Source organism: Streptomyces sp. NPDC046203, assembly GCF_040646255.1.
Taxonomy (GTDB): Bacteria; Actinomycetota; Actinomycetes; order Streptomycetales; family Streptomycetaceae; genus Streptomyces.
In genome coordinates this window covers 21,955-47,640 of the sequence record NZ_JBEYZX010000004.1, presented here as the reverse complement: position 1 = coordinate 47,640, position 25,686 = coordinate 21,955, and the positions used below count along the sequence as shown (strand labels likewise).

21 protein-coding genes, 1 tRNA gene and 2 pseudogenes are annotated in these 25,686 nt (G+C 73.9%); 9 read left to right on the top strand and 15 right to left on the bottom strand.

Annotation, left to right across the window (positions count from 1 at the left end):
- Positions 1-12 precede the first annotated feature (12 nt).
- On the top strand, positions 13-897 hold the full coding sequence (locus ABZ990_RS04705; protein ID WP_361225221.1) for a geranyl diphosphate 2-C-methyltransferase: 885 nt from the start codon (positions 13-15) through the stop codon (positions 895-897).
- Between the two features lie 141 nt (positions 898-1,038).
- Here ABZ990_RS04705 and ABZ990_RS04700 read toward each other — a convergent pair whose 3' ends face one another.
- Together ABZ990_RS04700 and ABZ990_RS04695 are read right to left on the bottom strand one after the other, a co-directional pair.
- Positions 1,039-1,419, bottom strand: a complete 381-nt coding sequence (locus tag ABZ990_RS04700; RefSeq protein WP_361225218.1) for a hypothetical protein — start codon at positions 1,417-1,419, stop codon at positions 1,039-1,041.
- Positions 1,420-1,434: 15 nt separating this feature from the next.
- Entirely contained in the window at positions 1,435-4,038 is a 2,604-nt protein-coding gene (locus ABZ990_RS04695) for an ATP-dependent Clp protease ATP-binding subunit (RefSeq protein ID WP_361225215.1), read from the bottom strand.
- Between the two features lie 356 nt (positions 4,039-4,394).
- Here ABZ990_RS04695 and ABZ990_RS04690 point away from each other — a divergent pair, with 356 nt between their 5' ends.
- On the top strand, positions 4,395-5,240 hold the full coding sequence (locus ABZ990_RS04690) for an inositol monophosphatase family protein (RefSeq protein WP_361225212.1): 846 nt from the start codon (positions 4,395-4,397) through the stop codon (positions 5,238-5,240).
- A gap of 143 nt (positions 5,241-5,383) precedes the next feature.
- Here the strand turns inward: ABZ990_RS04690 and ABZ990_RS04685 are convergent.
- The 3 genes and pseudogenes from ABZ990_RS04685 to ABZ990_RS04675 all read right to left on the bottom strand — a co-directional run.
- A pseudogene (locus ABZ990_RS04685) lies at positions 5,384-5,902 on the bottom strand (SRPBCC domain-containing protein); the annotation flags it as partial.
- Positions 5,903-6,010: 108 nt separating this feature from the next.
- Positions 6,011-6,892: pseudogene (locus ABZ990_RS04680) on the bottom strand (NAD(P)-dependent oxidoreductase); the annotation flags it as partial.
- 222 nt (positions 6,893-7,114) lie between these two features.
- Positions 7,115-7,744: a carboxymuconolactone decarboxylase family protein gene (locus ABZ990_RS04675; RefSeq protein WP_361225210.1), complete on the bottom strand. Its 630-nt coding sequence runs from the start codon at positions 7,742-7,744 to the stop codon at positions 7,115-7,117.
- A 109-nt stretch (positions 7,745-7,853) separates the two neighbouring features.
- On the opposite strand from ABZ990_RS04675, the gene ABZ990_RS04670 reads away from it, so the two are divergent.
- Both ABZ990_RS04670 and ABZ990_RS04665 read left to right on the top strand, forming a co-directional pair.
- Entirely contained in the window at positions 7,854-8,537 is a 684-nt protein-coding gene (locus ABZ990_RS04670; protein WP_361225738.1) for an HAD-IA family hydrolase, read from the top strand.
- A gap of 181 nt (positions 8,538-8,718) precedes the next feature.
- The gene (locus ABZ990_RS04665; RefSeq protein WP_361225207.1) at positions 8,719-9,150 is read left to right on the top strand and encodes a hypothetical protein; all 432 of its coding nucleotides are present in this window, start codon (positions 8,719-8,721) and stop codon (positions 9,148-9,150) included.
- 9 nt (positions 9,151-9,159) lie between these two features.
- Here ABZ990_RS04665 and ABZ990_RS04660 read toward each other — a convergent pair whose 3' ends face one another.
- The 4 genes from ABZ990_RS04660 to ABZ990_RS04645 all read right to left on the bottom strand — a co-directional run bounded on the left by ABZ990_RS04660 (position 9,160) and on the right by ABZ990_RS04645 (position 16,036).
- Positions 9,160-10,305, bottom strand: a complete 1,146-nt coding sequence (locus tag ABZ990_RS04660; protein ID WP_361225203.1) for a serine protease — start codon at positions 10,303-10,305, stop codon at positions 9,160-9,162.
- Between the two features lie 242 nt (positions 10,306-10,547).
- Entirely contained in the window at positions 10,548-13,769 is a 3,222-nt protein-coding gene (locus ABZ990_RS04655; RefSeq protein WP_361225200.1) for a LuxR C-terminal-related transcriptional regulator, read from the bottom strand.
- Between the two features lie 250 nt (positions 13,770-14,019).
- Positions 14,020-15,135 carry a DinB family protein gene (locus ABZ990_RS04650; RefSeq protein WP_361225735.1) on the bottom strand — a complete coding sequence of 372 codons (1,116 nt, stop codon included), beginning with the start codon at positions 15,133-15,135 and terminating at the stop codon, positions 14,020-14,022.
- Positions 15,136-15,181: 46 nt separating this feature from the next.
- Positions 15,182-16,036, bottom strand: a complete 855-nt coding sequence (locus ABZ990_RS04645) for a GNAT family N-acetyltransferase (protein WP_361225198.1) — start codon at positions 16,034-16,036, stop codon at positions 15,182-15,184.
- Positions 16,037-16,445: 409 nt separating this feature from the next.
- Between ABZ990_RS04645 and ABZ990_RS04640 the strand changes: the two genes are divergently transcribed.
- Complete coding sequence (locus ABZ990_RS04640) at positions 16,446-17,588, top strand: serine hydrolase domain-containing protein (protein WP_361225195.1); 1,143 nt, start codon at positions 16,446-16,448, stop codon at positions 17,586-17,588.
- Positions 17,589-17,666: 78 nt separating this feature from the next.
- Here ABZ990_RS04640 and ABZ990_RS04635 read toward each other — a convergent pair whose 3' ends face one another.
- Both ABZ990_RS04635 and ABZ990_RS04630 read right to left on the bottom strand, forming a co-directional pair.
- Positions 17,667-18,860: a DMT family transporter gene (locus ABZ990_RS04635; RefSeq protein WP_361225192.1), complete on the bottom strand. Its 1,194-nt coding sequence runs from the start codon at positions 18,858-18,860 to the stop codon at positions 17,667-17,669.
- Positions 18,860-19,750, bottom strand: a complete 891-nt coding sequence (locus ABZ990_RS04630) for a phosphatase PAP2 family protein (protein ID WP_361225189.1) — start codon at positions 19,748-19,750, stop codon at positions 18,860-18,862. Before ABZ990_RS04630 ends, ABZ990_RS04635 begins: the two co-directional genes overlap by 1 nt.
- A 248-nt stretch (positions 19,751-19,998) precedes the next feature.
- Here ABZ990_RS04630 and ABZ990_RS04625 point away from each other — a divergent pair, with 248 nt between their 5' ends.
- The 3 genes from ABZ990_RS04625 (at position 19,999) to ABZ990_RS04615 (ending at position 22,733) form a co-directional block, all read left to right on the top strand.
- The gene (locus ABZ990_RS04625) at positions 19,999-20,724 is read left to right on the top strand and encodes a TetR/AcrR family transcriptional regulator C-terminal ligand-binding domain-containing protein (protein WP_361225186.1); all 726 of its coding nucleotides are present in this window, start codon (positions 19,999-20,001) and stop codon (positions 20,722-20,724) included.
- A gap of 49 nt (positions 20,725-20,773) precedes the next feature.
- Positions 20,774-21,145 (top strand): DUF488 family protein, encoded by a 372-nt coding sequence (locus ABZ990_RS04620; RefSeq protein ID WP_361225183.1) that lies wholly within the window; start codon positions 20,774-20,776, stop codon positions 21,143-21,145.
- A 247-nt stretch (positions 21,146-21,392) separates the two neighbouring features.
- Positions 21,393-22,733 carry a cytochrome P450 gene (locus ABZ990_RS04615; RefSeq protein WP_361225180.1) on the top strand — a complete coding sequence of 447 codons (1,341 nt, stop codon included), beginning with the start codon at positions 21,393-21,395 and terminating at the stop codon, positions 22,731-22,733.
- A 51-nt stretch (positions 22,734-22,784) separates the two neighbouring features.
- Here ABZ990_RS04615 and ABZ990_RS04610 read toward each other — a convergent pair whose 3' ends face one another.
- Positions 22,785-23,279, bottom strand: coding sequence for a DUF309 domain-containing protein (locus tag ABZ990_RS04610; protein WP_361225177.1), 495 nt, complete (start codon positions 23,277-23,279; stop codon positions 22,785-22,787).
- A 116-nt stretch (positions 23,280-23,395) separates the two neighbouring features.
- On the opposite strand from ABZ990_RS04610, the gene ABZ990_RS04605 reads away from it, so the two are divergent.
- Positions 23,396-23,469: transfer RNA gene (locus ABZ990_RS04605), tRNA-Pro, on the top strand.
- Between the two features lie 161 nt (positions 23,470-23,630).
- Here the strand turns inward: ABZ990_RS04605 and ABZ990_RS04600 are convergent.
- The 3 genes from ABZ990_RS04600 to ABZ990_RS04590 form a co-directional block, all read right to left on the bottom strand.
- Positions 23,631-23,810 carry an NUDIX domain-containing protein gene (locus tag ABZ990_RS04600; protein ID WP_361225732.1) on the bottom strand — a complete coding sequence of 60 codons (180 nt, stop codon included), beginning with the start codon at positions 23,808-23,810 and terminating at the stop codon, positions 23,631-23,633.
- A 129-nt stretch (positions 23,811-23,939) separates the two neighbouring features.
- Positions 23,940-24,893, bottom strand: a complete 954-nt coding sequence (locus ABZ990_RS04595; RefSeq protein WP_361225174.1) for a helix-turn-helix domain-containing protein — start codon at positions 24,891-24,893, stop codon at positions 23,940-23,942.
- Positions 24,894-25,165: 272 nt separating this feature from the next.
- Positions 25,166-25,459 (bottom strand): helix-turn-helix domain-containing protein, encoded by a 294-nt coding sequence (locus tag ABZ990_RS04590; RefSeq protein WP_361225171.1) that lies wholly within the window; start codon positions 25,457-25,459, stop codon positions 25,166-25,168.
- Positions 25,460-25,686 lie beyond the last annotated feature (227 nt).

Here is a 25,686-nt window from a genome sequence, read left to right as displayed (position 1 = left end):
GAACCTACATCTGTGACCAGCACCGAGTTCACCACCGCCGAGGGCACCTCCACGTTCGTCCCGTCGCCGACGACCCCGTACCAGGGGGACATCGCCCGCTACTGGAACAACGAGGCCAGGCCCGTGAACCTGCGCCTCGGCGATGTCGACGGGCTCTACCACCACCACTACGGCGTCGGTGAGATCGACCGGGCGGCCCTCGGGGACCCCTCGGACAGCGCTTACGAGAAGAAGCTGATCGCCGAGCTGCACCGGCTGGAGTCGGCGCAGGCCGACGTCCTGTTCGACAGCCTCGGCGCCATCGGGTCCGACGACCTCCTCGTGGACGCGGGCTGCGGCCGCGGCGGCTCCATGGTCATGGCCCACCAGCGCTTCGGCTGCCAGGTCGAGGGTGTCACCCTCTCCGCCAAGCAGGCCGACTTCGCCAACGGACGCGCCAAGGAACTCGGCATCGAGGGCCACGTCCAGGCCCGGGTCTGCAACATGCTCGACACCCCGTTCGAGACCGGCCAGGCCGCCGGCTCGTGGAACAACGAGTCCAGCATGTACGTCGACCTGCACGACCTGTTCGCCGAGCACTCCCGCATCCTCGAGGTCGGCGGCCGTTACGTCACGATCACCGGCTGCTGGAACCCGAAGTACGGCCAGCCCTCCAAGTGGGTCTCGCAGATCAACGCCCACTTCGAGTGCAACATCCACTCCCGCCGCGAGTACCTGCGGGCCATGGCCGACAACCGGCTGGTGCCGAACACGATCATCGACCTGACCCCCGACACCCTGCCGTACTGGGAGCTGCGCGCCACGTCCTCGCTGGTCACCGGCATCGAGGAGGCGTTCATCGAGTCCTACAAGGACGGCTCCTTCCAGTACGTGCTGATCGCCGCCGACCGCGTCTGACGGCGCTTCGGACCAGGCCCCGGGCACGCGAGGCCCGGGGTCCCGGTCTCGCCCGGCGCTTCGCCCGCCCCGTACCGGCACTTCCGGTACGGGGCGGGCGTACGTATGACGGGGTGGACACACGTGTGAGGGCGGGGCCCGTCACACCGCCTCCCGGCGCTCGTACAGCCCTTTCGGCAGCAGACCGCGCAGCGTCCGCGCGGTGGTGTCGGGGGTGGGGTCCGAGACGGCCACCCGGCTGAAGGGTGCGCCGGGGGCCAGCTCGATCCAGAGCACCGGACCGCCGGACCGCACGGCCGTGAAGTCCGTACCGGAGGGGCCGTGCCGGACCCCCACGCACCGGCCCGGCAGCCACCGCCCGGGCCCGGCCTCACCCCGCAGGACCCGCCACCAGTCGGGTTCGACGCCGACCCGGCGCAGCGCCGAGGCGGGCAGCCGGACCGTACGGCGGCGGGCCGCCGGGATCTCGCCCGGACCGAGCCGGACCACGATCTCCTCGCCCTCCACCACCATCCGTGCCATCGAACTCCCCTTGCCTCAGGCGGTCTTGGCCTCGCCCGCCGACGAGCCCTTCTCCGAGGAGTCCTTCTCCGCCGAGTCCTTCTTCGGCGAGCTCTTCTCCGCCGGGTCCGTCGCTCCCGCCGGCGTTCCGGCCGTCGCCTCCGTCTTGCGGATCGAGCAGTGCAGCGAGTCGTCGACGACGTCCGCGACGATCGTGTCCCCGGGCCCGGCGCTCCCGCCGAGCAGCAGGGAGGCGACACGGTTGTCCAGTTCGGTCTGGATCGTGCGACGCAGCGGACGGGCCCCGAACTCCGGCTGGTAGCCATGCGCGACCAGCAGTTTCTTCGCCGCCTCTGTGACTTCGAGGGTCATGCCCTGTGCGTGGACCCGGTGCTTGCTGCGGTCGAGGAGATGCTCGACGATCCGCGAGAGGTCCGCCTCGGTGAGGCTGTGGAAGACGATGATGTCGTCGATCCGGTTGAGGAACTCCGGCAGGAAGCGGCCCCGCAGATCGTCCATCAGCTCGTCCTTCAGCTCCGCCGCGTCCCCCTGATGGGCGAGGATCCGGTGCGCGCCGATGTTCGACGTCATGATGACGACACAGTGCCGGAAGTCGACCGTACGGCCCTGCCCGTCGGTCAGCCGTCCGTCGTCGAGGATCTGCAGCAGGGTGTTGAAGACATCCGGGTGCGCCTTCTCCACCTCGTCGAACAGGACGACGCTGTACGGATGGCGGCGCACCTTCTCGGTGAGCTGGCCGGCCTCCTCGTACCCGACGTATCCGGGCGGCGCGCCCACCAGCCGGGCGACGGTGTGCTTCTCCTGGAACTCGCTCATGTCGAACCGGATCATCCGGTCCTCGTCGCCGAAGAGCAGCTCCGCCAGCGTCTTGGCCAGCTCCGTCTTGCCGACACCGGTCGGGCCGAGGAAGAGGAACGAGCCGACCGGGCGGTTCGGGTCGCCCATGCCCGCGCGATTGCGCCGTACCGCCTCGGAGACCGCCGTGACCGCCTCGTCCTGGCCCACGATCCGCTCGTGCATCTCCTCCTCCAGCCGGAGCAGCCGCTCCTTCTCGCTGGTGGTGAGCTGGGAGACCGGGATGCCGGTACGGCGGGACACGATGTCGGCGATGTCGCCGGCCGTGACCGAGACGACGCCCTCGCGCCGCTCCTCGATGCCGGCCAGCTCGCCCTCGACCTCGGCGATCCGCTTCTTCAGCGCCGACGCCTTCTCGAACTCCTCGCCCGCGACCGCCTGGTCCTTCTCCCGGCGCAGCTTCGCCAGTTCGTCCTCGCGGCTGACGACCTCGGTGGAACGGCTCGCGCTGCGCAACCGGACCCGGGCACCGGCCTGGTCCATCAGATCGATCGCCTTGTCGGGCAGGAACCGGTCGCTGATGTACCGGTCGGACAGCTGGGCCGCCGCCGCGAGCGCCCCGTCGGCGAACCGGACCTGGTGGTGCGCCTCGTACGCGTCGCGCAGCCCCTCCAGGATCTGCACGGTCTCCTCGACCGTCGGCTCGGGGACCAGGACCGGCTGGAAGCGGCGTTCGAGCGCGGCGTCCTTCTCGACGTGCTTGCGGTACTCGTCGATGGTCGTCGCGCCCACGACATGCAGTTCGCCCCGGGCGAGAGCGGGCTTGAGCATGTTGCCGGCGTCCATCGAGCCCTCGCCGGTGGCGCCCGCCCCGACGACGGTGTGCAGCTCGTCGATGAAGAGGATGATCTCGCCGCCGGCCTCCTGGACGTCCTCGATGACCTTCTTGAGGCGTTCCTCGAACTGGCCCCGGTACTGCGCCCCGGCGACCATCCCGGACAGGTCGAGGGAGACCACCCGCTTGTCCTTCAGGGTGTCGGGCACCTCCCCGGCCACGATCCGCTGCGCCAGACCCTCGACGATCGCGGTCTTGCCGACGCCCGGCTCGCCGATGAGCACGGGGTTGTTCTTGGAGCGCCGGGAGAGGATCTCCACGGTCTGCTCGATCTCCTCGGACCGGCCGACCACCGGATCCAGCTTGCCCGCCCTCGCCTCCTCGGTGAGGTCGCGGCCGTACTCGTCCAGGGTGGTGGCCGGCTGCCGGGGCGCGGCGGGCGCGCTCTCGGGGCGCGCGGACTGCTCCGTGAGCCCGCGCAGCTTCTGTACGTCGAAGTCCTCGGCCCGCAGAAAACGGGTGGCGCCGGAGTCGGGGTCCGACAGGAGCGCGCCGAGGATGTGCTCCGGACCGATGTACGACACCCCGGCGGCCTGCGCGTAGGCGTGCGCGGCGGCCAGGGTGCGTTTGGCGGCCGGGGTGAGACCCGGTTCGGACGACGGCTCGCCGGACTCGCGGGGCAGCACCCCGGCGATCCGTCCGGCGAGCCGCTCCGGGTCCACCCCGGCCCGCTCCAGGATCCGCCGGGACGGCTCGACCTGGGTGGCCGCCCACAGCAGATGTTCGGTGTCCAGGTCCGTGGTGCCGTCCTCGACCGCCCGGCGGGTGGCGAGCCCGAGCAGCTCGCGCGACGACTCGGTGAGCAGCCGTCCGATGGGGACGCGCTGGACGGCCGGGGGCGAGGACGCCGGTGACATCCCGAAGAACCGGTTCAGCAGATCGCCGAACGGATCGGAGGGACCGAAAGGGGAACCGAACGCCATCGACATCTGAAGCTCCTGGTGGGGAGGTGGCCGCCCACCACGGACCGCCGGGTTCGAGCGGGGCTGGGGCACTCCCACTCAAACCCGGCGGTCCGCACCCCGCAAGCGGGGGTCATACGGGGTGATGACGCGGACCGCCACTCGGCCGGTCCGTGCCTGCGGGCGGAGCGCCGCGAGCGGGCCCGCGGGCCGTGCGCGGGAGTGGGCCCCCGCGCGGGGAGCCCCGGGCGGGGTGGCGTACCCGTCGTTTCAAGGGATGGCAGGATGAGGCGAGTTGGGGGTTGCTCAGACAGGAGTTCAGGACGTCGTCGGTGGGAGTGCCGGGCGTATGCCCCGGGCCGGGCCGGCGCTAGCGTGGCGGCATGACGCATACCTCCACCCCCGCCGGGGACCTTCGTGACGCCTTCGACGCCCGCGATCTCTTGCTCGCCGCCGACGCCGAGGTGGCCATCGCCGCCGCCCGCGCCGGCTCCGAGGTCGTACGCGACCTCTACGGCCGCCGTCTCGACCGGATCGACAAGGGCGGCGGGGACTTCGCCACCACCGCCGACCTCGCCGCCGAGCGGGCGATCCTGGACGTGCTCCGCGCCGCCCGTCCCGACGACGGTGTGCTCGGCGAGGAGGGTGGCGAACAGGGCGTCGCCGGGGCCGGACGGCAGTGGTACGTCGACCCGCTGTGCGGCACCCTCAACTACGCCCACGGCACCATGGTCGTCGCCGTCAACGTGGCCCTCGGCGGGGGAGCCGCCGCCGTGGCCGACCCCTTCGCCGGCGAGGTCTTCTGGACCGACGGCCAGGTGGCCCGGGTGCGCCGCGACGGCGCCGACACCCCGCTCGCGCCGTCCGCCGCCGGTCGCCTGGTGGACGTCAACCTGGACGCGCCCTTCCCGAACGCGCCCGGCTTCCGCGCCGTGGACCTGCTCGCCCACCCCGGCTTCGCCGCCGGATTCCGTCCCCGGGTCGTCTCCTCCTCGCTGGCCGTCGCCTGGGTCGCGGCGGGCAGGCGCGCCGCGTACGTCACGGACGGCGGCGATCTCGCCGACACGGTCCACTTCGCCGCCGGCATCGCGCTGTGCCGGGCCGCCGGATGTGTCGTCACCGGCCTCGACGGGCAGCCGCTCGGGGAGCCGGGACGGCCGGGCCGGGGGCTCGTGGCCGCTGCCGACCAGCGGACCCACGACGAGCTGATGGCGCTCATCCGGGTCTGACGGGCTGACGCGGCCCGGAAGAGCGGCCCGGGGAAGCGGTTCGGGGGAGCGGCTCGGGACGTCCGGCCGGGGTGGGTCGGGTCGGGGCGGCGCGGGGTGACGGGGCCTGGACGTCGGGTCGGCGCCGCCCGGCCCGCGGGGTCCTACCGGGCGGGTTCGCCGGTGTAGAACGCGATCGTCGCCGCCGTCGTCGACTCCACCGTCCGGGCATCTGCTCCCGCCGCCGCGTACGCGGCTCCCCATGCCTCGCCCGCGTGGGTGAGGAAGGCGCGCCCCTCCGCGGAGGTCTCCCACGCCGTCGCCTCGGCCCGGCCGAGCGTGGCGCCCGTGAGGTGCCGGGCCAGGGCGCGCAGGACCATGTCCCAGCCGACACCCGAGGCCCCCGGTCCGTAGCGGGCCCGGAACTCGGGGGAGGCGACGGTCAGATGCTCCAGTTCGAGCACCGTACGGGTGGGGCCGGCCGGGGTGAGCCGGACGGTGACCTCGCTCAGTCCCGGGTCGGGGCCGAACAGCCAGGACAGGCGCAGCCGTTCGGGGGCGACGCACTCCAGGATCTCGCCGGCCGTGTTGCCTTCGAGCCGGTAGTGCCCGCCGGGCGCGAGGGTGCCGGTGACCGGCAGGAACCAGCGGCCGAGCCGCCCGGGCGTGGTGAGCGCGTCCCACAGGTCGGCGGCACCGGTCTCGTACGTACGGCGCAGCAGTACCGTGTCGGCGCTGCCGTCCGGCACCTCGCGGGTGCCGACCTCACGGTGTACGCGCCCGAGTTCGGCGTCCGCGTCGTAACCGGCGAAGTACGCGGCGGCCATGTCCTCGTCGCCGTGCCCCTGGGCGACGGCCCGGCCGAAGCGCGCCGCGCCGGCCTCGGCGACGTCGAGCCGCACCCCGTACCGGCGGCCGGCCTCGACGATCAGCCGCGCGTCCTTGGCGGCGGTCGTCACGGCGAAGCTCGCGGGAGTCAGCCGGTCCTCCAGGACCAGCGCGGTCTTCGCCCGCAGATAGCCCATGTCGAGCCCGCCGCCGTCGATGGTTTCGAAGAAGGCGCCCGGATCCACACCGAGTGCCCGGGCCAGGTTCAGCACCTCGCCGGCCGCGTTGGTGACGGCGAGGACCCAGCTGTTGGTGACCAGCTTGAGCCGGGTCGAGGAGCCGCTCGCGCCGTCCTCGCCGGTCCACACCGTACGGGCGCCGACGGCCTCGAAGACGGGGCCGATCGTCTCCCGGCCGGCCTCGGGCCCGGCGGCGAGGACGGTCAACTCCCCGGCCTCGGCCGGGGCCTTGGTGCCGAGCACGGGGGCGTCGTAGAAGACCAGGCCGTGGGCCTGGGCGAAGTCGGCGAGTTCGGCGAGGCCGTCGAGTCCCGCGGTGGTCGACTGCATCCACACCGTTCCGGCGCGCAGACCGGGTGCCGCCTGGCGCATCGTGTCGAGGGCGGCCGGCCCGTCGTACAGCATCGTCAGGACGACATCGGCGTCCGTGACGGCCTCGGCCGGAGTGTCGGCGATGTGCGCCCCGTCCTTCGCCAGCGGCTCGGCGCGCTCTCGGGTCCGGTTCCAGGCCCGTACGGCGTGCCCGGCCCCGGCCAGGTTCCGGGCCATGGCGGCTCCCATGATCCCCGTGCCGAGGACGGCGACGGTGAGAGGGCGAGAAGGCATGGACGCTCCGATGGTCGGCGGGCCGTGCGGGTCCGCCCATCGAATCACGGGCGGGCCCGGGCGGCAGGGGATTCCTGGACCGGACGGCGTACGGGGCGGGGTGGGCGGGACCTTCGGGAGCCGGGGCCGGGCCGGACCGTCCCGCTTCTCGCGTACGGTCTCCCGTCTCCCGCCTCCCGTGCCCCGCTTCCTGTCTTCCTCGCCCTGCTTCCGCGTGCCGTTCTACGCCTCGTCGTCGTCCGCGGGCTGGATCCCGGCCAGCAGGTTGAACGCGCCCGTGAGCATGTTGAGGGTCACCACCGACACCACCTCGGCGATGATCCGGTCGCTCCAGCCGTGTTCCCGCAGCTCCGCCACGTCCTGGTCGCCCAGCGCGCTCGGCTCCACGAGGACCTTCAGGGCGACGGCGATCAGCGCGGCCTCGCGGGCGTCGGTGGAGGTGCCCTGGCGGGCCAGTTCGATGTCGCTGTCGTGCAGACCGGCGGCCCGGGCGGCGTCGACATGGGCCTGGCGGCAGGTCCCGCAGCCGATCCACTCCTGGACCGCGAGGGAGATCTTCTCGCTCAGGGCCCGGGGGATCTTCACCCGCTTCGTGGCGCGGGACAGGCTGAGATAGCCCTCCAGGACCGCGGGGGAGTGGGCCATCGTCGACACCATCTCGCCCGCCGATCCGTGCCGTTCGACGATGTCGGCGAGCAGTTCGCGGGCCTTCCCGGTGGCCTGCTCCGGCCGGAGTGCCGCCAGCCGCCGCGGCGGCGCGCCGCCGTCCGACACGCCCCGCTCCTCGCGCGCCGCGCCGTCCTGTGTCGTGGTCCCCTGCACCGTCGCCTCCTCGCCGTGGGCTTGCGCCACGTCTGCTTCGATATACCCGTGGGGGGTATAACGCGGAAAGGTTTCCCGTAGTTCCCGTCCCGGTGTCGTCGGTTTCGCGTTCTACGATCGGAGGGTGATCAAAGGCGTCATGTTCGACTTCTCCGGCACGCTGCTGCGTGTCGAGTCCATCGCGCACTGGCTGGACGCGGGGCTCGCCGCGACCGGCGCGCGGCTCTCCGGCGACGCGTTCGCCCATATCGTGGAGCGCCTCACCCACCACGGCGCGCTGCCCGGCGGCCCTGCGCCGCAGGAGGTGCCCGCCCGGCTGGAGCGGCTGTGGGAGGAGCGCGACCTGGACGCCGAACGGCACCGCGCCGCGTACACCGGGCTGATCCACGCCTCCGGGGTGACGGACCCGGAGCTGACCGACGCGCTCTACGAGCGCCACAAGACGCCCGAGGCATGGCACCCGTATCCCGACACCGCCCGCACCCTCGCCGAACTGAGCCGCGCCGGTGTCTCCGTCGCCGTCGTCAGCAACATCGCCTGGGACCTGCGACCGGTGTTCCGCTTCCACGGACTCGACCAGTGGATCGACGTGTTCGCCCTCTCCTTCGAGGTCGGCGTGCAGAAGCCGGACCCGGCCATCTTCCGCTACGCCTGCCGGGAACTCGGTCTCGACCCGGCCGAGACGCTGATGGTCGGCGACGACCGCAAGGCCGACGGCGGGGCCGTCGCGCTCGGCGCCCGTGTGCACTTCGTGGACCCGATTCCGGTCGACCGCCGCCCGCACGGCCTGCGCCCCGTCTTCGGCCTGCTGTCCGACGCCTGACGTCTGACGCCCGACGTCCGCTATCCGACCTCTGACCTCTGGCCTCTGGCCCCTGACGTCCGACACGGCATCGGCTGCCTCCCGCGCGGAAGACGTCGGCGGGATGTCGGTGATCCGTCGGTGCCACCCGGCACGGTGGAGCCCGTCACCCACTCCATCCCGCCGAGAGGACACCGTCACCATGCACCTGGACACCGAACAGGCCCTGGAACAGCGGTTGATCGCCCGTATGCGCACCTATCTGGAGGCCGGGCTCGTCCTCGACACCGAGCTCCTCGACGCCCTGTACGACTCCGAGTTCGAGAACGTGCGGGTCGACCAGGAGGGCCGTACAGCCGTATTGACGAAGCGTCATTTCATGGACAGATTCCGGATGTTGAAGCAGAGCGGGCAGAACATCGGCGACTCCGTGGACGACGTGACCTTCCCGTCCGCCGGGCTCTCGGGCGACCTGGGCTCCGTCGTGATGCGCCGGGTCAAGGACGGCGAGCCCGTGCTCTACCACTTCCTCTGGCGGCTCGACGCGTCCGGCGCGCCCACCACCCTGCTGCGCGAGTACACCTTCGAGCGGGACCTCTCGCGGCTCCTCGCGATGATGGCCGCCGCCCGATGAGGGCGCCGCTCACACCCAGTTGACCTCCGCGCGGGCGAGCAGCGGATCGTCCACCAGCTCCCACAGGGGCACGGCGACATTGCCGACCCGGTAGCGCCCGCCGGTGTGCAGCCCGAGCACCCGGTGGTCGGCGAGGTCGACGACCGGGGCGCCACCGTTGTCGCCGAGCGTCGAGCAGTCGTGCCACAACTCCAGGGAGCCCGGCGAGAAGCCGGTGGCCCGGCCCGGCTGGAGCCGCTTCAGGTCGTAGGCGTCCATGAAGATACGGCGCATCGTCTCCGGTTCGTCGCGGCGCCCGTCCCCGGCCGGATAGCCGATCACGTACACCGCCCGGCCGGGCAGGTCCGCCGGCGCGTCCGCCGCGATCGCGAGCGGTTCCGGGCGCGGCTCACCGGCGGGCGGGGCGAGCCGCAGCAGCGCGAGGTCGGCGTCCGGGTGCACCCCGATCACCCCGGTGATCTCGTACGGGAGTTGCTCGGCCGCCGCCACGGGGCCGGGCGCCGGATGCGCGGGCAGCTCCTCGCCGGGAGCGAGCCGCGCCGTCATCCCGGGCCGGAACGCCCAGCCCGCGCCGTCGGCACGGCAGAACTCCGCGGCCACGCGCCGGGTCGTCAGCACCACCTCCGGCCCCGCCAGGAAAGCCGTGCCGATCCAGTCCAGACTCGGATGCCCGTCGACCACCACCCGGCCGACCGCGGCGAGCGACGCGCCGATCTCCGCCCGTTCGCCGTCGAGCACCGCCCAGGTCTCCGGCGGCGAGACGAAGTCCCGTCCGCGCACCGGGATCGCGGGCCGGCCCTCCAGGAGGACGATCGCCGCCACACCCACGTACTCGTCCTCGTCGATCGCGTCAGCCCGTCCGGCCGCCAGCTTCTCCAAGCCACTCACCCCGGCCTCCAGCACCCGGGCCCGCTCCTCCCGGGCGAACCGGGCCACCTCCACCGCCGGCGCGATGCGGGGCGGCGGCTCCCCGTCCGCTCCGGTGGCCTCGCCGAAGCCCGCCACCTCCGGGAACTCCGGGGACTCCAGCTCCTCCTCCAGCCGGGCCCGCACCCGCGCGGCCACCGCGCCCGGATCGCCGAAGAGGTCCTCGGGGCGGGTCGCGACCGGCGAGCCGCCGAGCGTGCCACCGCGTGAGCCGGATCCGTACCGCATCGTGCGTCACCTCCGCGCGGGCCGGACGGGCCCGGCGGCCCACCGGGCCGCGCTGTGCCGCGGCCCGCTCCGGCCGGGGGCCTCGTCCCCGGTTGTCATCGTCCCGCCGGGCCGGAATGCCCGCAATCGCTGCCCGGGACGGGGCCGGGGCCGGAGTCGGGGTGCCCGGCGGTGTGACCAGGGGCCGGTCGGTGGGTCCGGTGGGCGGGTCCGGTGGGGTCCGTGGCGGCCGGGTACGGGACTCAGGGCCGCAGCGCCGTCGCGAGCTGGGCGCGCGAGCGGACGTCCAGCTTCTGGTAGATGCGGGTCAGCCGTGCCTCGACCGTCTTCACGCTCAGATACAGCTTGGCCGCCGCCTCCTGATTGCTCGCGCCCTGGCCCACCAGCCGCGCGAGCCGCAGTTCCGCCTCCGTGAGCGCGGACAGCGCGGGCAGGCTCTCCTCGTGGGCCGGAACCTCGGACGCCGTAACGCCGCCGTGCGGCTCCACGGCCAGCGCCGTCCACGGCGCCGCCCCGGCCCGCTCGAACACCGCCGCCGCCGACTGGAGCGCCGTCTGCGCCGCCGAACGCCGTCGCCGTCGCCGCTCCACCCGGGCGAGCGCCATCAGCGCCCGCCCCTGCTCCAGCGGCAGCTCCGCGTCCGCGAACCGGCTCGCCGTGCCCGCGAGCAGTTCCGCCGCCTCGTCCGTACGGCCCTCGGCGGCCAGACAGAGCGCGTACGCCCGGTCGCAGCCGAGCAGCACCCGGGCCCGGCCCAGCCGCTCGCCGACCGGCCGCACCTCCGCGAGCACCGCCCGGGCGGCGGCCACGTCGTCATGCGCGAGCAGCGACTCGGCGAGCTCCTCGTGCCAGCGCAGCATCGACGGGTCCACGGTGGACTGGGCACGCTCGTTCGCCTCGACCCGGCGCAGGGTCTCCAGAGCCGCGGTCACGTCCCCGTTGACGAGCTGGACGCGGCCGAGCGCGTACAGGCTGCGCGACAGGAAGACCCGGTCGCCCTCCTCCTCCGACGCCTGCACACTGCGCCGGGCGTAGCTGGCCGCGCGGGCGAAACTGCCGCCCGCCGTCTCGGCGAGCGCCAGCGCGTACCAGGCGGGCCCCGGGGACAGGCCCGCCTCCAGGGTCAGCGCGAGGGACTGCCCGGCGTGCGTCAGGGCGGCCGCGCACGGTCCGATCCGCGACTCGATCTCCGCGAGGGTGATGAGCAGTTCGATCGCGTCCTCGACCGGGCCGCGCCGCTGGACGAGGGGCAGCAGGGCGCCCAGTTGGGACCGGGCCTCCACCAGCCGCCCGTCGAACACCGCATGACGGATCGTCAGGATCTGTGCGGCGTTGTGGACTCCGGCCGGCCGCTCGGCCGCCTCCAGTTCGCGTGCCCGCGCCAGCACCGTCTCCGCGCCCGGCGAACCGAGCGCGCGCTCCATCCGGGCCTGGAGAGTCAGGGCCTCGGCGGTCGTACGGCTGTCGCCGATCGACCCCGCCAGTTCGGCCGCGGCCATCGCGGCCAGCCGGGAACGGGCCGGATCGCCGTCCGCCACCACGTACTTGACGGCAAGTCGAAGTTGTACGGCGGCCCGCAGCGCGGTGTCGCCCTCGGAGTCCTCCAGCGCGTGGACGTACATCTCGTCGAGCCCTGCCAGACCCTGGCCCGCCGTGTCGAGGACGGCGAGCCGGGCGCGCACCCGGTCGGCGGGCGACGCGTCCCGGGCGAGCAGGTCCGCCGCGGCACGCATCGCGAGATCGGCGCGGCCGGCCCGGGCGGCCTCCTCGGTGGCGTCGGCCAGCCGGCCGATCCGCTGCTTGGCGTCCATGCCCGGCGTCGACTCGGCGGCCAGCAGGGCGAGTTCGGCCGCCAGCGGACTGTTGCCGCGCCGCCGTGCGACGGTGGCCGCCTCCGCGAGTTCGGCCGCCAGTTCTTCCTGCGGCGCGTCGGTGGCCAGCGCCTGGTGGCGTATCGCCTCCACCGCGTCGTCGACGACCCCGGAAAGCGCCGCGTGTCCCGCGCTGCGCCGGGCCCAGGAGGCGTCGTGGACGAGGGTCGACGGCAGCAGTCCGGCCGTGAACGCGACCGTGCCGTCCTCGGCGAGCGAGACGAGCCCGGCCCGTTCGGCCGCCGCCAGGTCCGCCTCCGCGTCGGGCCGCCCGGCCCGTCGTATCAGCGTGGCGGTGGGCCGCAGCGCGAGCGCCGCCAGGAGCAGGGTCTCGCGCACCCCGTCCGGCGCGGCCCCGAGCAACTGCCGTGCCAGGTCCCGGGCCCGCCCCGACAGGGTCAGCGCCTCGGCGTGATGCACCGGGGTCCGGGCGTCGGCCAGCGAGCGGCCGACCGCGAGCGCGAGCCGCGGATTGCCGCCGCTGGCCTTGTGGACGCGGCCGGCCATCCGGGACGGCAGCCGGTGATGGATGAGGAGTTCGGCGATCTCGTCGGCCTGGAGCGGCGGGACCAGCAGCACGTCCGCCTCGGACGGCACCCACAGCCGGGTGTCGTGCGGATGGTCCGGGCCACCGGAGGGCCGTCCGGCGGCTCCGGGGGCGCCGGTGCCGTACGCCTCGGGGGTCTCGACGGCGATCACCCGCAGCGCGGGAGGCGCCAAGTGGAGGGCGAAGCGGAGCAGATCGGCACTGTCCGGATCGATGCTCTGGACGCCGTCGACGACGAGCAGCGCGGGGCCCCGCGCGGTCAGCGTCCGCAGGATCCCGGCGATGCCGAGGCGCAGCGCGATCGGGTCCCGGCCCCCGTCCTGGGGCGGGGCCTCACGGCACAGCACGGCGACGGCGGCCCGCTGCGGCCCGGGGAGCCCTTCGAGGATTCCCGAGGCGGTCACTCCGAGCGGGACGGCCGAGGAAGCGGAGGAGCGGAGCCGGCCGCGGGGCGTCACGGCACCGGCGGAAGTGGAAGCGGGAGCGGGAGCCGGGGCGGAACCCGGAACGGAGCGAGATCCGGAACCGGGAGGTGAGCCGTAAACGGAACCTGAAACGGAATCTGAAACGGAGCCCGGAGCGGAGCCCGCGCCGGACCCGGGGTCAAGCCCGGGCTCGGAGCCGTTCCCGGAAGGGGAGGCCGGGCCCGGTCCTGTCGCGGCATCCAGGGCCGCGGGCTCGAGGTGGGGCGGGCGCGAGCGGGGTGTCGGCACCCTCCGTGTCCCGCCCTGCGGGTCGGCGGTCACCACCCGCCGGCGTCCGCCGTTGGTGACCGGCGCCTGCCCGGCGAGGGTGGTGGCGACCGAGGCGACCAGGGCCGCCGCGGCCGCCCCGGATATCTCGCGGTCGGCCGGCAGCGTGGACAGCCAGAGCACGGTCTCGCCCCGCGCCTCCGCGCGGGCGGCCATGGCGAGGGCGACCTCGGTCTTGCCGACGCCGGCGGGACCGGTGAGCAGCGCCTGGCCCCGATGACGCAGGACGTGGTCCAAGCGGGCGAGGAGTTCCTCCCGGCCCACCGGCGCAGGCCGCAGCTGCGCTGTCGTCACGTGTCCACCACCCTCCGGCGCTCGGGCCCCTCCCATGAGCCCCGTTGCGCAGAGGATACGGAGCCCGGCGCCGCAGTCCAGGCCCCGTGTCCGGGATACGGACGAGGTGCCCATGGTGAAGGGCATGTGAATGGGCCACATCCGGCAGGCGCGCGTTTTCGTGGTGTAGTCCGCCGACCTCGCGCTGACCTGCGACGACGGGGCGAGGGGCGACGGTGTGTACGCAGGGGGGCACGGTGACCGGGGCACTTCACCGGTCACGTTCGGCGTATATACGCCAACGGGCCCGCGAGGCCGTGTCGCGCGGGCCCGGCCCGCGTGCGAGGGAGACGGCGGAAGAGGGCAGGGAGGCCGGAAGGCGACGAAAGGGACGGCCGGTTTTTGTGAGGGCGTCCCGGGCGGGTCTCCCGCGCGGATCTGTCGGGCGGATCCGCCGGGCGGGGCGAAGGAAAGGGGGGGAGAGGGAGCTGGGCGGCGGCGCGGGAACGAAGGGGGCGAAGTGGGGTCGCGTCCCGCCGTTCCCCGGGAGTGGGGTCCCTCGCGCCGCCACCGGCGCGACGGCCCGGGTCAAGGCCGCCCCCGGCAAACCCGCCGCCATTCCCCTGCGCCGGGCAGGAGGGTGGCGGGGGGTGGGATCTGCCGATGGGCCAGACAGTAGGGAACGCCGGGGTGTGCCCGATACGGGGAAAACCCTTGTCCCCCTCGGCGGGTGGCGGGGGAAGGGCGGGGGAGCCCCGGCCGAACACCGGGAAAGGGCCGGGCATCCGCCGGGAGACTGCCCGGAACCGCCCGGGGGAAATCCCGCCGCGAGCACCGTGATCCCGGCCCCTCCCACGCTTCCGGCCCCCTGTCGCGTTCCCGGCTCTTCCCGCACTCCGCCGGACACTGCCCCGCGCAGTAGGGCGATCTGCCCCAAGTGGGCGAAGGAATCCGCGAGAAGACCCCGCAACCGCTCCTCGACGGTGTGGGTGTTGCCCAGGGTCGGGCTGATGACGAGCCGTCCGAGGTCGTCGGCCGGTGCCGACGCGCAGTACCGCTCCGTCCGTTCGTGGACGGCGCGGTGGTACGAGAGGAGCAGGTGACCCCCCGGGCTGCGGAAGGCGGCGGCCTCGGCCGGTGAGTGACCGAAGCCGGTGTCCGACGGATCCGCCGGACGTCCGCACCGCGCCGCCCAGCCGTCCGCCACCCACAACTGGGGCGCGCCCATCAGCTCGGACACGTTCCGGTCCTGTCCACGGGCCACATGCCAGGCGAGCCACCCGGGACTGCTGAGGCCCGGGGCGGGACGTTCGTCCAGCGCGGCGTCCGCGAGCCCCTCCAGTGCGTCGGCGAGTTCACGCCGTACCCGCCCGAACAGCCCCGACACCAACCGCTGCCAGTCCCCGTCACCGCCCACCGCGCGGCTCCCTACCTCAGCCCAGTTCGAGAGTCGTCACGCCGTAGACCCGCTCCCACGCGACCGGACGGATCGGACCCGTGTACATGCGGGCCGTCTCGAACGTGGGCGTGAGCCCGCGCTCCTCGGCGATCCGGGCCGCCGCCGGGTTCACCTCCGGCATGTCGACGGCGATCCGGGACGCGCCGAAGGCCCGGGCCTCGGCGGCGAGCGCGTCGAGGAGCGCGGCGGCGTCGGCCGGGGTGTCGGCGAACAGCGGGCCGATCCGCGCCTCCCGCTCGGCGGGCCGGACGACGCCGTATCCGGTGGGGCGGCCGTCCACGACCCGGGCCAGTGCCCGGTGCCCCGGCGTGCCGAGCCAGGACGCGAGGAACCTCGGCCGGTCGGCCGGGTGGCAGGCGCTGTCGTACGCGGCGAGCGCGGCCGGATCGACCCGCTCGGCCGCCACCACCCCGGCCGCGGGCCGCTTCGGCCGCGGCACTTCCCCGACGTAGCGAGCGGACCGGTAGGCCAGGACGAACCCCGACCGACGGTAGTTGTCCTGCTGCGCCGGCACCCCGTCGAGCCCGACCGTCCGCCCGCCCGCGTGCGCGAGCGCGGCCCGCCAGATCGCCAGGCCGTGGCCGTGTCCGCGCAGGTCGGGACGGACGAGGTAGAACCCCAGGAAGGCGTAGTCGGCGTCGTAGTTGACGACGGAGATCGCCGACACCGGCTCTCCGCCGAGCCGTCCCAGGAAGAAGCCGCCGGGGTCCTGGGCGAAGAACGTGCGGGTGTCCGCGAGCCCCGGGTTCCAGCCCTCGGCCGCGGCCCAGTCGCGGACCGTCGACCAGTCCTGGAGGGAGGCGGGGGAGATGGTCGGAGTCTCGGCCATGGAGGTCCCTTCGGCGGCGCGGGAGAGCGGGGCGGGCGGAGGGAGAACGAGCGGACGGCCGCCCGGGGCACGCGGGAGCGGCCCGGGCAAGGCGCGGGTGGGAGCGGCGGGACACACGAGAGGGGCGGGGGTGGGCGCGGGGCCGGTGCCCACCGAGCGTAGTGCCGCCGGTCCGCCGGCCCGCCCGCCCTCGTCGGTTTCCGGCCGTACGCCCGGGGCGTGCGTGGGGCTGTGTGTCGGGTCGTACGGCCGGGGCGTACATCCGAGTCGTAGGTTCGGGTGTATGTCCGGCTCGTGTTCGTGCGGGGCGTGGAGGGTGACGTGAGGAGGCCGGGAACCCTGGCGGGCGCGGGGGAGTTGGAAGCGGTGGGGACCCGGGAAGCGGGCCCACGGGGGAGGGACACGGCCGATGGGGACGAGGACGGCGGGGCTGGACAACGCGGCACAACGGCGCGTCGAGGACATCCTGGCGGAGGTGACCGCCTCCGGCGCGGAGTGCGGGGTGCAGGTGGCCGCCTGGTTCGACGGCGAGCCGGTGGTGGACGCCTGGGCGGGGTCCGTCGACGCGGCCGGCGAGCGGCCGATGGGGCCGGACACGATCATTCCGGCCTGGTCGATGGGGAAGGGCGTGGCGGCGGCGCTGGTCGCCGTACTGGTGGACCGGGGAGCGCTGGCGTACGACACGCCCGTGGCGCGCCATTGGCCCGAATTCGGTGCGGCCGGCAAGGAAGGGATCACGCTGGGGCAGGTGCTCGGCCACGCCGCCGGGCTGCCCCATCTGCCACCGGACGTCACCGTGGAGCAGTTGCTCGACCTGCCGGCCATGACCGACTGGCTGGCCGCGCAGCCGCCGCGCTGGGAGCCGGGCAGCGCGTTCGGCTACCACGCCTGGACCTACGGCATCCTCGTGGCGGAGATCCTGCGCCGCGCCACCGGCCGAAGCTGCGACGAGCTGCTGCGCGAGGAGCTGGCCGAGCCGCTCGGGATCGGCGACGACCTGCTCTTCCACATCCCCGAGCACCTCGCGTCACGGGTGGCGGACTGCGACGACGGCGGCTGGGGGGCGCTGCTGGACCGGATGCCGCCCGGCGCGCCGTTCTTCGTCGCCGCTCCGCCCGGCGTCCTGCCCCTCGCGGAGCTGGCCAACCGCGCCGACTTCCGGAGCGCGGTGCTGCCGTCGAACGGGTACCTGACCGCCCGTGCGGCCGCCCGGATGTACGCGGCGCTGGCCTGCGGCGGCGAGCTCGACGGGGTGCGGCTGCTGTCCGGAGCCACGCTGAAGACCGCGGCCACCCCGCAGTTCAGCGGGGTGGACCGGACGATGGGCGGGCCGGGCGCGATGGGATACGGCTTCATGGTCGGCGACAGCCGTCCGTCGCCGGTGCGCCCGGCGGGCGCCTTCGGCCACAGCGGGTCGGGCGGCACCACGGGCTTCGCCGATCCGGCGAACCGGTTCTCCTTCGCGGTGGTCAAGAACCGGATGACCGTGCCGGGCCTGGACGCGCGACTGGCCGCCGGGATACGCGAGGCCCTGGGCATCGCGTCCGGCTGAGAAACGAACCGGCGGCCCGCGAGATGTCAGCGGACCGCCGGGTGGTGCCGGTGTCGCCCGGCCGGTGGGTGTTCCGGCTCAGCGGGCGGGCTCGGGCATGGGCACGGGGTTCGACGCGGTGCGGGGACGCGGTACGTCCCCGGGCTCCCGTCCGTCCCACGCATCCCGTACGGGAAGCGTTTCCACGGGAAGTATCTCCACGGGGAAAGGTCCGGGTGCGGTCGCAGGAGCATGGCCGCCGCTCGCTCCGGCCCCGGCCGGAACCGTCTCCGTGACCGGGTCTCCGGCCAGGTTCGGCTTCTCGCCTGTAGCCGGGGCCGGGGCCGGGGCCGGGGGCTGGAGCGGGACCGGCGCCAGGACCGTTTCCGCCCCGGATTTCACCCCGGATTCCGCCCCGGCTCCCGTCTCGGGTTCGAGGCCGGCTGTCAGCAGCAGGACGCCCCGGCCCGCCATCAGCGCGGCGAGCGCGGCGACGAGCCAGCCCCAGGAGCCCGCGCGGAACGTCTCGCCGAGGAGCGCCACGCCGATGACGGCGGCGGCGGTCGGGTTGGCGATGTTGACCACCGCGAGCGGGGCGGCAAGCCCGCCCTGGTAGGCGGCCTGCGCGAGCACCAGCCCGCCCGCCGCGAACGCGGCGATCAAAAGCGCGAGCACCGTCGTCTCCCACCACGCCGTCGGCCCGCCGGGCAGGTCCTGGGCGAACGCGACGGTGAGCGTCTGGGTGAGCGCCGAGCCGACGGCGCCCGCGACACCGGAGGCCATCGCGTGCCCGAGGCCCCGCCCCCGTGAGCCCGTACCCATCCGGGCCCGCGACCGGCCGGCGAGGACGGCGATGACCAGCAGCGTCACTCCCGTGACGATCAGCGTCTCGCGCATGTCCAGGATCTCGCCGGGCGCCACCGGGCCCGTCACGGCGATCAGCCCGACCAGGCCGGCCAGCGTCCAGGCCGCGCCGCGCCACTCCGTCCGGCCGACCCGGCGCCCCGCCCCGTACGCCCCGATCGGCAGCGCCACCACGAGGGTCAGCGCGCCGAGCGGCTGGACGAGGGTGAGCGGCCCGTACCGCAGGGCGGCGACATGGGCGAGCGCGCCGGCGGCGTTCAGGCCGACCGACCACCACCACTGCGGGCGGCCGAGCAGCCGCCGCAGCGACCCCTGCCCGGCCGGGTTGGCGGACGCGAGCCGCGACTGGGCGACGGCGGCGAACGCGTACCCGGCGGCGGAGACGAGCGAGAGGAGGACCGCGAGCAGGGTCCCGAGGGCCGTACTCATCACAGGGCCCCCGCCGTGGCCCCGGCGGTGGCGGGGGTCAGCGGAGCTCTGGGCCGGACGTCGTCCTCGCCCTCGTCCTCACCGAGCGTGCGGCCCGGCGCGGGCACCGCGTACAGCGCGATGCCGAGCAGCACCGTGGCGGCCAGCGCGTCGAACCAGTAGTGGTTGGCGGTCCCGACGATCACGAGCAGGGTGAGCAGAGGGTGCAGCAGCCAGAGCAGGCGCCAGCGCGAGCGGGTGGCGGCGATCAGCCCGATCGCGACCATCAGCGCCCAGCCGAAGTGGAGGGAGGGCATCGCCGCGAACTGGTTCGCCATCGTGTCGGTCTCGGGCGACGCGCCGTACACCGACGGTCCGTAGATCCGTCCGGTGTCGATCAGGCCGCTCGCGGCGAGCATCCGGGGCGGCGCCAGCGGCATCAGCAGATGCAGCGCGAGCGCGGCGGCGGTGACGAGGGCAAGGGTCCGGCGGGCCCAGACGTAATGGCCGGGGCGGCGCCAGTAGAGCCACACGAGGAAGGCGATCGTGGCCGGGAAGTGCACGGCCGCGTAGTACGTGTTGGCGGCCCGGACCAGCCCCTCGCCGTGCAGCAGGAGCTGCTGGATCGTTTCCTCGCCGGGCAGGTGGACCGCGCGCTCGGCGTTCCAGACGCGGTCGGCGTTGTGGAAGGCGCGGGTCTCGTGGCCGTTGGCGAAGAGCCTGCCGAGCTTGTAGACGAGGAACAGCACCGTGACGAGCAGCAGCTCGCGGACGAGCGGGGGCCGGCCGGCCGGTGGCCGGGCGAACAGTGATCTTTCCCGCTTCGAGTCTTCGGGCGGTGGTACGGGGGTAGCCGCCGCCCCCGGTGCGGCAGGACGTACTCCGCGTATCCCGCGTATCCCGGTAGCCATGGCACGGCCCCTTTTTCCACCAAAATCGACAACAAACGGAGGAACTCTAGAGGCCAATTCATCGAGACGCAACCGTCTCGATACGTTTGCGTCTCGATTGAGCGCGTCCTACTCTCGGATGGGCGCGAAGCAGTGCGCGGAGCAGTGCGCGGAGCAGTGCGCGGAGCGAGCCGCGGACGGCCGCCCGGGCAGAGGCGAGCGAGGCCGGACGGTACGGGATGATGTCCGGTGTGTCCGGGAGGAAATCGATGTCCACGAAGGCCGCCACCGCCGCAGCCCGGCGCAGCAAGCTCACCCCAGAGCGGGAGGCCGAGCTGTACGAGGCCGTCATCGGCATGCTGCGCGAAGGCGGCTACGACTCCGTCACCATGGAGGGCGTCGCCGCCCGCACCAAGTGCGGCAAGGCCACCCTCTACCGCCAGTGGGGCACCAAGCCGCGCCTGGTCACCGCCGCCCTCGACAAACGCCGGGTCACCGTCTTCACCGGGATCGACACCGGCTCCCTCGCCGGTGATCTGCGCGAGGCGGCCCGTGTCGCCTCCTGTCGCCGCGACCGCGACGCCGAACTGATGGAGGCCGTCAGCCAGGCGTACATCCAGCACCCCGATCTGCGCGCCGCGCTGCGCGAGACGGTCATCGAGCCCGAGGTCGCCGCGCTCGACGCGATGCTGGCACGGGGCGTCGAGCGGGGCGAGATCGCCGCCGACAACCCGGCGATCGGGTTCGTCGCCCCCAGCTTCCTGGGCATGCTGCGCGTCGAGCGCCTGTTCGAGGAGCGCTTCGAGGACGTGGACACGATGCCGGTGTTCGTGGACGCGGTGCTGCTTCCGGCGCTCGGCGTGAGTGGTGCCCCGGGCTCGGCTTCGGATCCGTCCCCCGGTCCGGGCGGGGGTACGGCCCCCGGCGCGGTCCCGGGTCCGGCCGCGCTCGACCGGAAGGCCGCGCCCCGGCCGGAGGACGCGCCCGAGGGGTGAGCCTCCGGCCCGAGGTGTGAGGCCCCCGCCGCTCCGGCACCCTGAGGGCATGGCTCACACCTCGCACCCCAGGGTCCGCGTGCGGCGGATCTACGACCCGCCCGGACCCGACGACGGGCTGCGGGTGCTCGTCGACCGCCTCTGGCCGCGCGGCCTCGCCAAGGCGGACGCGCACATCGACGTGTGGCCCAAGGATCTGACCCCGTCCACCGGGCTGCGCCGCTGGTACCACGGTCCGGAGGGGGAGTACGGCGAGTTCCGCCGCCGGTACGAGCGGGAACTCGCCGAACCGGACGCCGCCGAGGCCCTCTCGGACCTGCGCGCACGGGCGGCCGAAGGTCCGGTGACCCTGCTGACCGCCGCCAAGGACCCCGAACACAGCCACACCGAGGTCCTGCTCCACGCGCTGAACGCCGCCTGACCCGCACCGACCCGTTCCGCACCGTCCCGTTTCGCGCCGACCGGCCCGACCCCGCACCCGACCCGGCCGGAGCGGTGGACCGGTGCGCCCGGTCCCCGGCCTCGCAGGGGGCGCGACTCGGCCGTGAACGGCCCCTCGTACGTCCCTTTCACGCCACCCGTCCCCGCGCCCCTGGTCACCCGGCAGGGCGCCCCCGCACCATGGGGCGCGGCGCACCACACCCACCCCCTGCGTGCGGAGGAACCGCGTGGATCAGGACAAGGCCATGGGCCGGGCCGAGGGCACGGATCAGGACACGGAGCAGGACACGGGGCAGGACCCGGCGGCGGCCGGGGCCGGGCAGGACCACCAGGCGCGCCTCGACGCGTTCCAGCGCGATCCGTACCCCCTGTACGCCCGCGCCCGCCGTACCCCCGGCCTCACGTTCGTGCCGCTCCTCGACGCCTGGCTCGTCTCACGCGACGCCGACGTCCGCGAAGTCCTGCTCCGGTCCGAGGACTTCTCCTCCGTCCACGCCCTGCGCCCCGACATTCAGCCCGGTCCCGCCGCGCTCGCGGTCCTCGCCACCGGCTTCGCGCCCCGGCCCACCGTCGTCTCCAGCGACGGCTCCGCCCACCACCGCCACCGGGCGCCCTTGAACAGCGGCCTGTCCGCCGCCCGGATCGCCCTGCTCACCCCGTACGTCACCGAGCAGGCCCGCCTCCTCGCCCGCGACTTCGCCGACGCGATCGCCGCGCACGGCAGCGCCGATCTCATGGCCCGCTACGCCCGCCGGCTCCCCGCCGCCGTGATCGGCCGGCTCCTCGGCCTGGATGCGGCCGACGTACCGGCCGCCGTGCACGGCTCGTACAGTGCCGAACGCCTGCTCTTCCGGCCTCTCCCGGAGGACGAGCAGGTCGCCGCCGCCCACGAGGTCGTCGCGCTCCAGCGGCTGCTCGACCACTACGCCCGCGCCCGCCGTGCCCACCCCCGCGACGACCTGATCACGGCCCTCGTCGCCGCGTTCGCTCCCGAAGGAGCAGCGGGCCCGGGGGCGGACGATCTCACCGACGACCAGCGCTGCGAACTCGTCGCCACCCTCCAGAACCTGCTCATCGCCGGGCACCTCACCACCACGGCGCTCATCGGCACCACGGTGCTCCACCTGCTGTCCCACCGCGCGCAGTGGGACCTGCTGTGCGCGGACCCCGCGCTCGTCCCGGACGCCGTCGAGGAGGCCGCCCGTTACGACACCGCCGTCCAGGGCTTTCGCCGTACCACCACCCGGCCCGTCACCCTCGCGGGCACCGAACTGCCCGCCGGAGCGACCGTCTTCGTCGCGTACGGTTCCGCCAACCGGGACCCGGAACGCCACCCGGACCCCGATGTCCTCGACCTCAGCCGGCCCCGGCCGCACCCCCGCCACCTCGCCTTCGGCCACGGCCCGCACGGCTGCCCGGGGTCCCAGCTGGCCCGCGTCCAGCTACGGGCCACGCTCCAGGAGCTCATACGGCTGCTGCCCGGACTGCGACCGGCCGACGACCGCCCGGTATCGATGCTCCCCACCCTCATCCACCGCGCACCCGCGGAACTCTTCCTCACTGCCTGACGCCCAGTGTCTGACGCCCGGTGCCCGACGCTCGGGGCCCGGCTCTCAGGGTCAGGCCCGCAGCAGCCGAGGGGCCTCGGCCGCTGCGTCGGGCACCCCCGCACTACCGGCCTCCACCCGCCCGGCGAGCCCGCGCGCCCAGCCGGCCAGCCCCGTGCAGTCGATCCCGTACGCCTCGGCGGCCTCGGGGCCCCGCGCCGCGTACCCCTCGATCCGCCCGGCCCCGCGCCGCAGCAGTCGCGCCCCGCCCGCCGCGTTCCCGCGAGCCGCGTGCGTCAGCCCCACGGCCAGCTGCGCGAGCCCCTGCCACAGATCCCGCTCGGCCCCGGGCCCCGACTTCCACGCGTCCTCGAACACCTCGTGCGCGTGGAACGGCATCCCGGCGTCCAGCAGCCGCTGTGCCTCCCGCACCGTCTCCGCCGGCTCCCGCGCGACTCCCTCGGGCTGCCGCGCCACCCCCGCCGCCCCGTACGGCAGCGGCCGCCCCAGCCCGTCCCGCGGCCGCGCACTGCGGGCCCGGCCCTCCTGATCGCGATCCCTGTCCACCCCGTCATTGTCCCGCCCGGACCGCGGTGACGCGGGGTGTGCTGATCCACCCCGTGAAGTGAGGTAATGTTCTCTTGCACGCCGCCGCGGAACTCGAAGCCGGGGCGGACGGGCACCGGGACGTGGCGCAGCTTGGTAGCGCACTTGACTGGGGGTCAAGGGGTCGCAGGTTCAAATCCTGTCGTCCCGACTCGAAAGAGTCGTAGATCGAGGGGCCGTTTCAGAGCAATCTGGAACGGCCCCTCGATCGTTTTCGGGGACCACTTGGGGACCACCCCCGTCCTGACCGCGTCGGCGAGCGGCCGGCGGCGATCGGACGGACGTTGGGGTGCAGGTAGCGCTGGGTGGTGGTCAGGCACCAGCCGTCGAAGACGAATCCGGCGGGCGCCGGCGGCCAGGACGTTCCGGGCGACCTGAAGACGGCCGCCAGTAGGCGCGGAGTCCCGATGCCACTAGGCCGGTTTCCTCCTCGGTCTCGCGCATCGCGGTCTCCCATGGCCGCTCGCCTGCCTCTGTCGTTCCTTCGGGCAGTTGCCACGGATGATCGGTGTTGTAGACCGCGTGGAGCCGCCCTCAGCCCTCGCGGCCGGGCGAACGGTGTGACGGCTCCGGGGGAGCGATCGCCGAGGCCGGTTGCTTTCCGTGGCGTCCACGGGGCGTTCACGCCCCCTTGCCACCGACCTGCCACTCCCTCGGCGACATGCCGTAAGCGGCGCGGAAGGCACGGCTGAAGTGGCTGGAGTTGGCGAAACCCCACCGCCGGGCGATCCCCGCCACCCCCACCTCCCCGGCCATCGGCCGCAGGAGGTCCCGGCTGCAGCGTTCGAGCCGCTGTGTCCGGATCCACCCTGCCACCGTGGCACCCTCGAGTTGGAAGAGCTTGTGGAGGAAGCGGACCGACATGAAGTTCGCCTCCGCGATCGTGGACGGTGACAGGTCCGGGTCGCGGAGATTGCGCAGGATGTGGTCCTTGACCCGTTCCAGCGACGCCCCGGTTCGCGAACTCTGCGGCCGGGCGCGCATGCCCCGGTCGTCGATGAGCATCGCCAGCAGATCGAGTGCCGTGGCCGCGGCCCGGCGCCCGACGACTTCGTCCAGTGCCTCGGCCTCGTGCGCCATCCGTGCCAGGTAGGACGCCACGAGTGCGGTGCTGCCCTCGGTGCCGCTGAACGTCGTCGCGGTGAGTGCCCGCAGGTCCCTCTCGGGCACGTTCAGTTCCGCGCGGGGAAAGTGGAAGGACGTGAAGACGAACTCCTCCTCGACCTTCTTCCGGAAGACCCGGGAGGTGTCGGTCAGGGAGAACTCGCCGGGACGGATGAGCGTTTCCCTCCCATCCTGCTCTTTGAGCGCGGTGCCGCGCTGCTGCAGACTGACGATGAGCGAGGGCGAGTCGCTTTCGGCGATCAGGCGCCTGTCGCGGGTCACCACCTGTGGCCCCGCCTGGACCCTCGATATCCACACGGAACCCAGCCGGCGGCCGACGACGCTCCCGGGTGACGGGACCTCCTCCAGGAGGTTCACCGTCATGGGTACGAAGGCGTGGGACACCGTTTCGCGCCAGCTCTCCGCCCGGTCGGAGGCGGACAGCATCGCTGTGGAGAAAGACGCGGGCATCGGGTTCCTCTCGGGTCGATCAGCCCTCAGGGCCAGGGCCAGGGCCAGGGCGCAGGGCGCAGGGAAGGGAACAAGGGAAGGGACAGGGGAAGGGGAAGAGGCACGCCAACCGGGCGGGCGGATTCTGCCGAGGTTCACGCGGTTCACGCGGGTTACGCGGGTTACGAGGATGACGGGGAACACGACCTGAGGGAGAGGTACGCATCGGGCTCGGGACGTCGATGAGCCGCCTGGGCGGCGAGGCCCGTGACCCCGTGTCCCCTGGCGTCGTGTCAGCCGGACTGCTCGGTGCCGCCGTGCGTGTCACGCCACCGGCTCGGGGGAGTCCCGTATGCGGCATGAAAGAGCCGGCTGAAGTGGGCCGTTCCGGCGAAGCCTCCTCGCCGGGCCACACCGGAGATCGTGTGGTCGCCATCGCCATCGCCATCGCCACCGTCCTCGCGGGTGAGGTCCCCGGCGCTCTCCCGGAGCCGGCTGCCCTGGATCAGACGGCTGGCGCTGATCCCCTCCCCTCCGAAGAGCTTGTGGAGGGAACGGACGGAGATGCCGTGTGCTGCCGCGAGCATGCGCGGTCCGAGCCCCGGCTCCCTCCGCGAGCCGTGATCCCGCCCTCCGGGAATCCGGCCGCGTCGGTCACGGATGTACGGATGTCATGGGGCCTCTCCCTCCGGTCGTGTGCCCGAACCGGCCGACGTGCGGACCGTCGGCCTCGTTCCGCGTCCAGCATGGAACACCGGATGACTTACGTCGGCGGGAAGATGACTGCGAAGCGACTGCGGGTGATGTGCCGCCG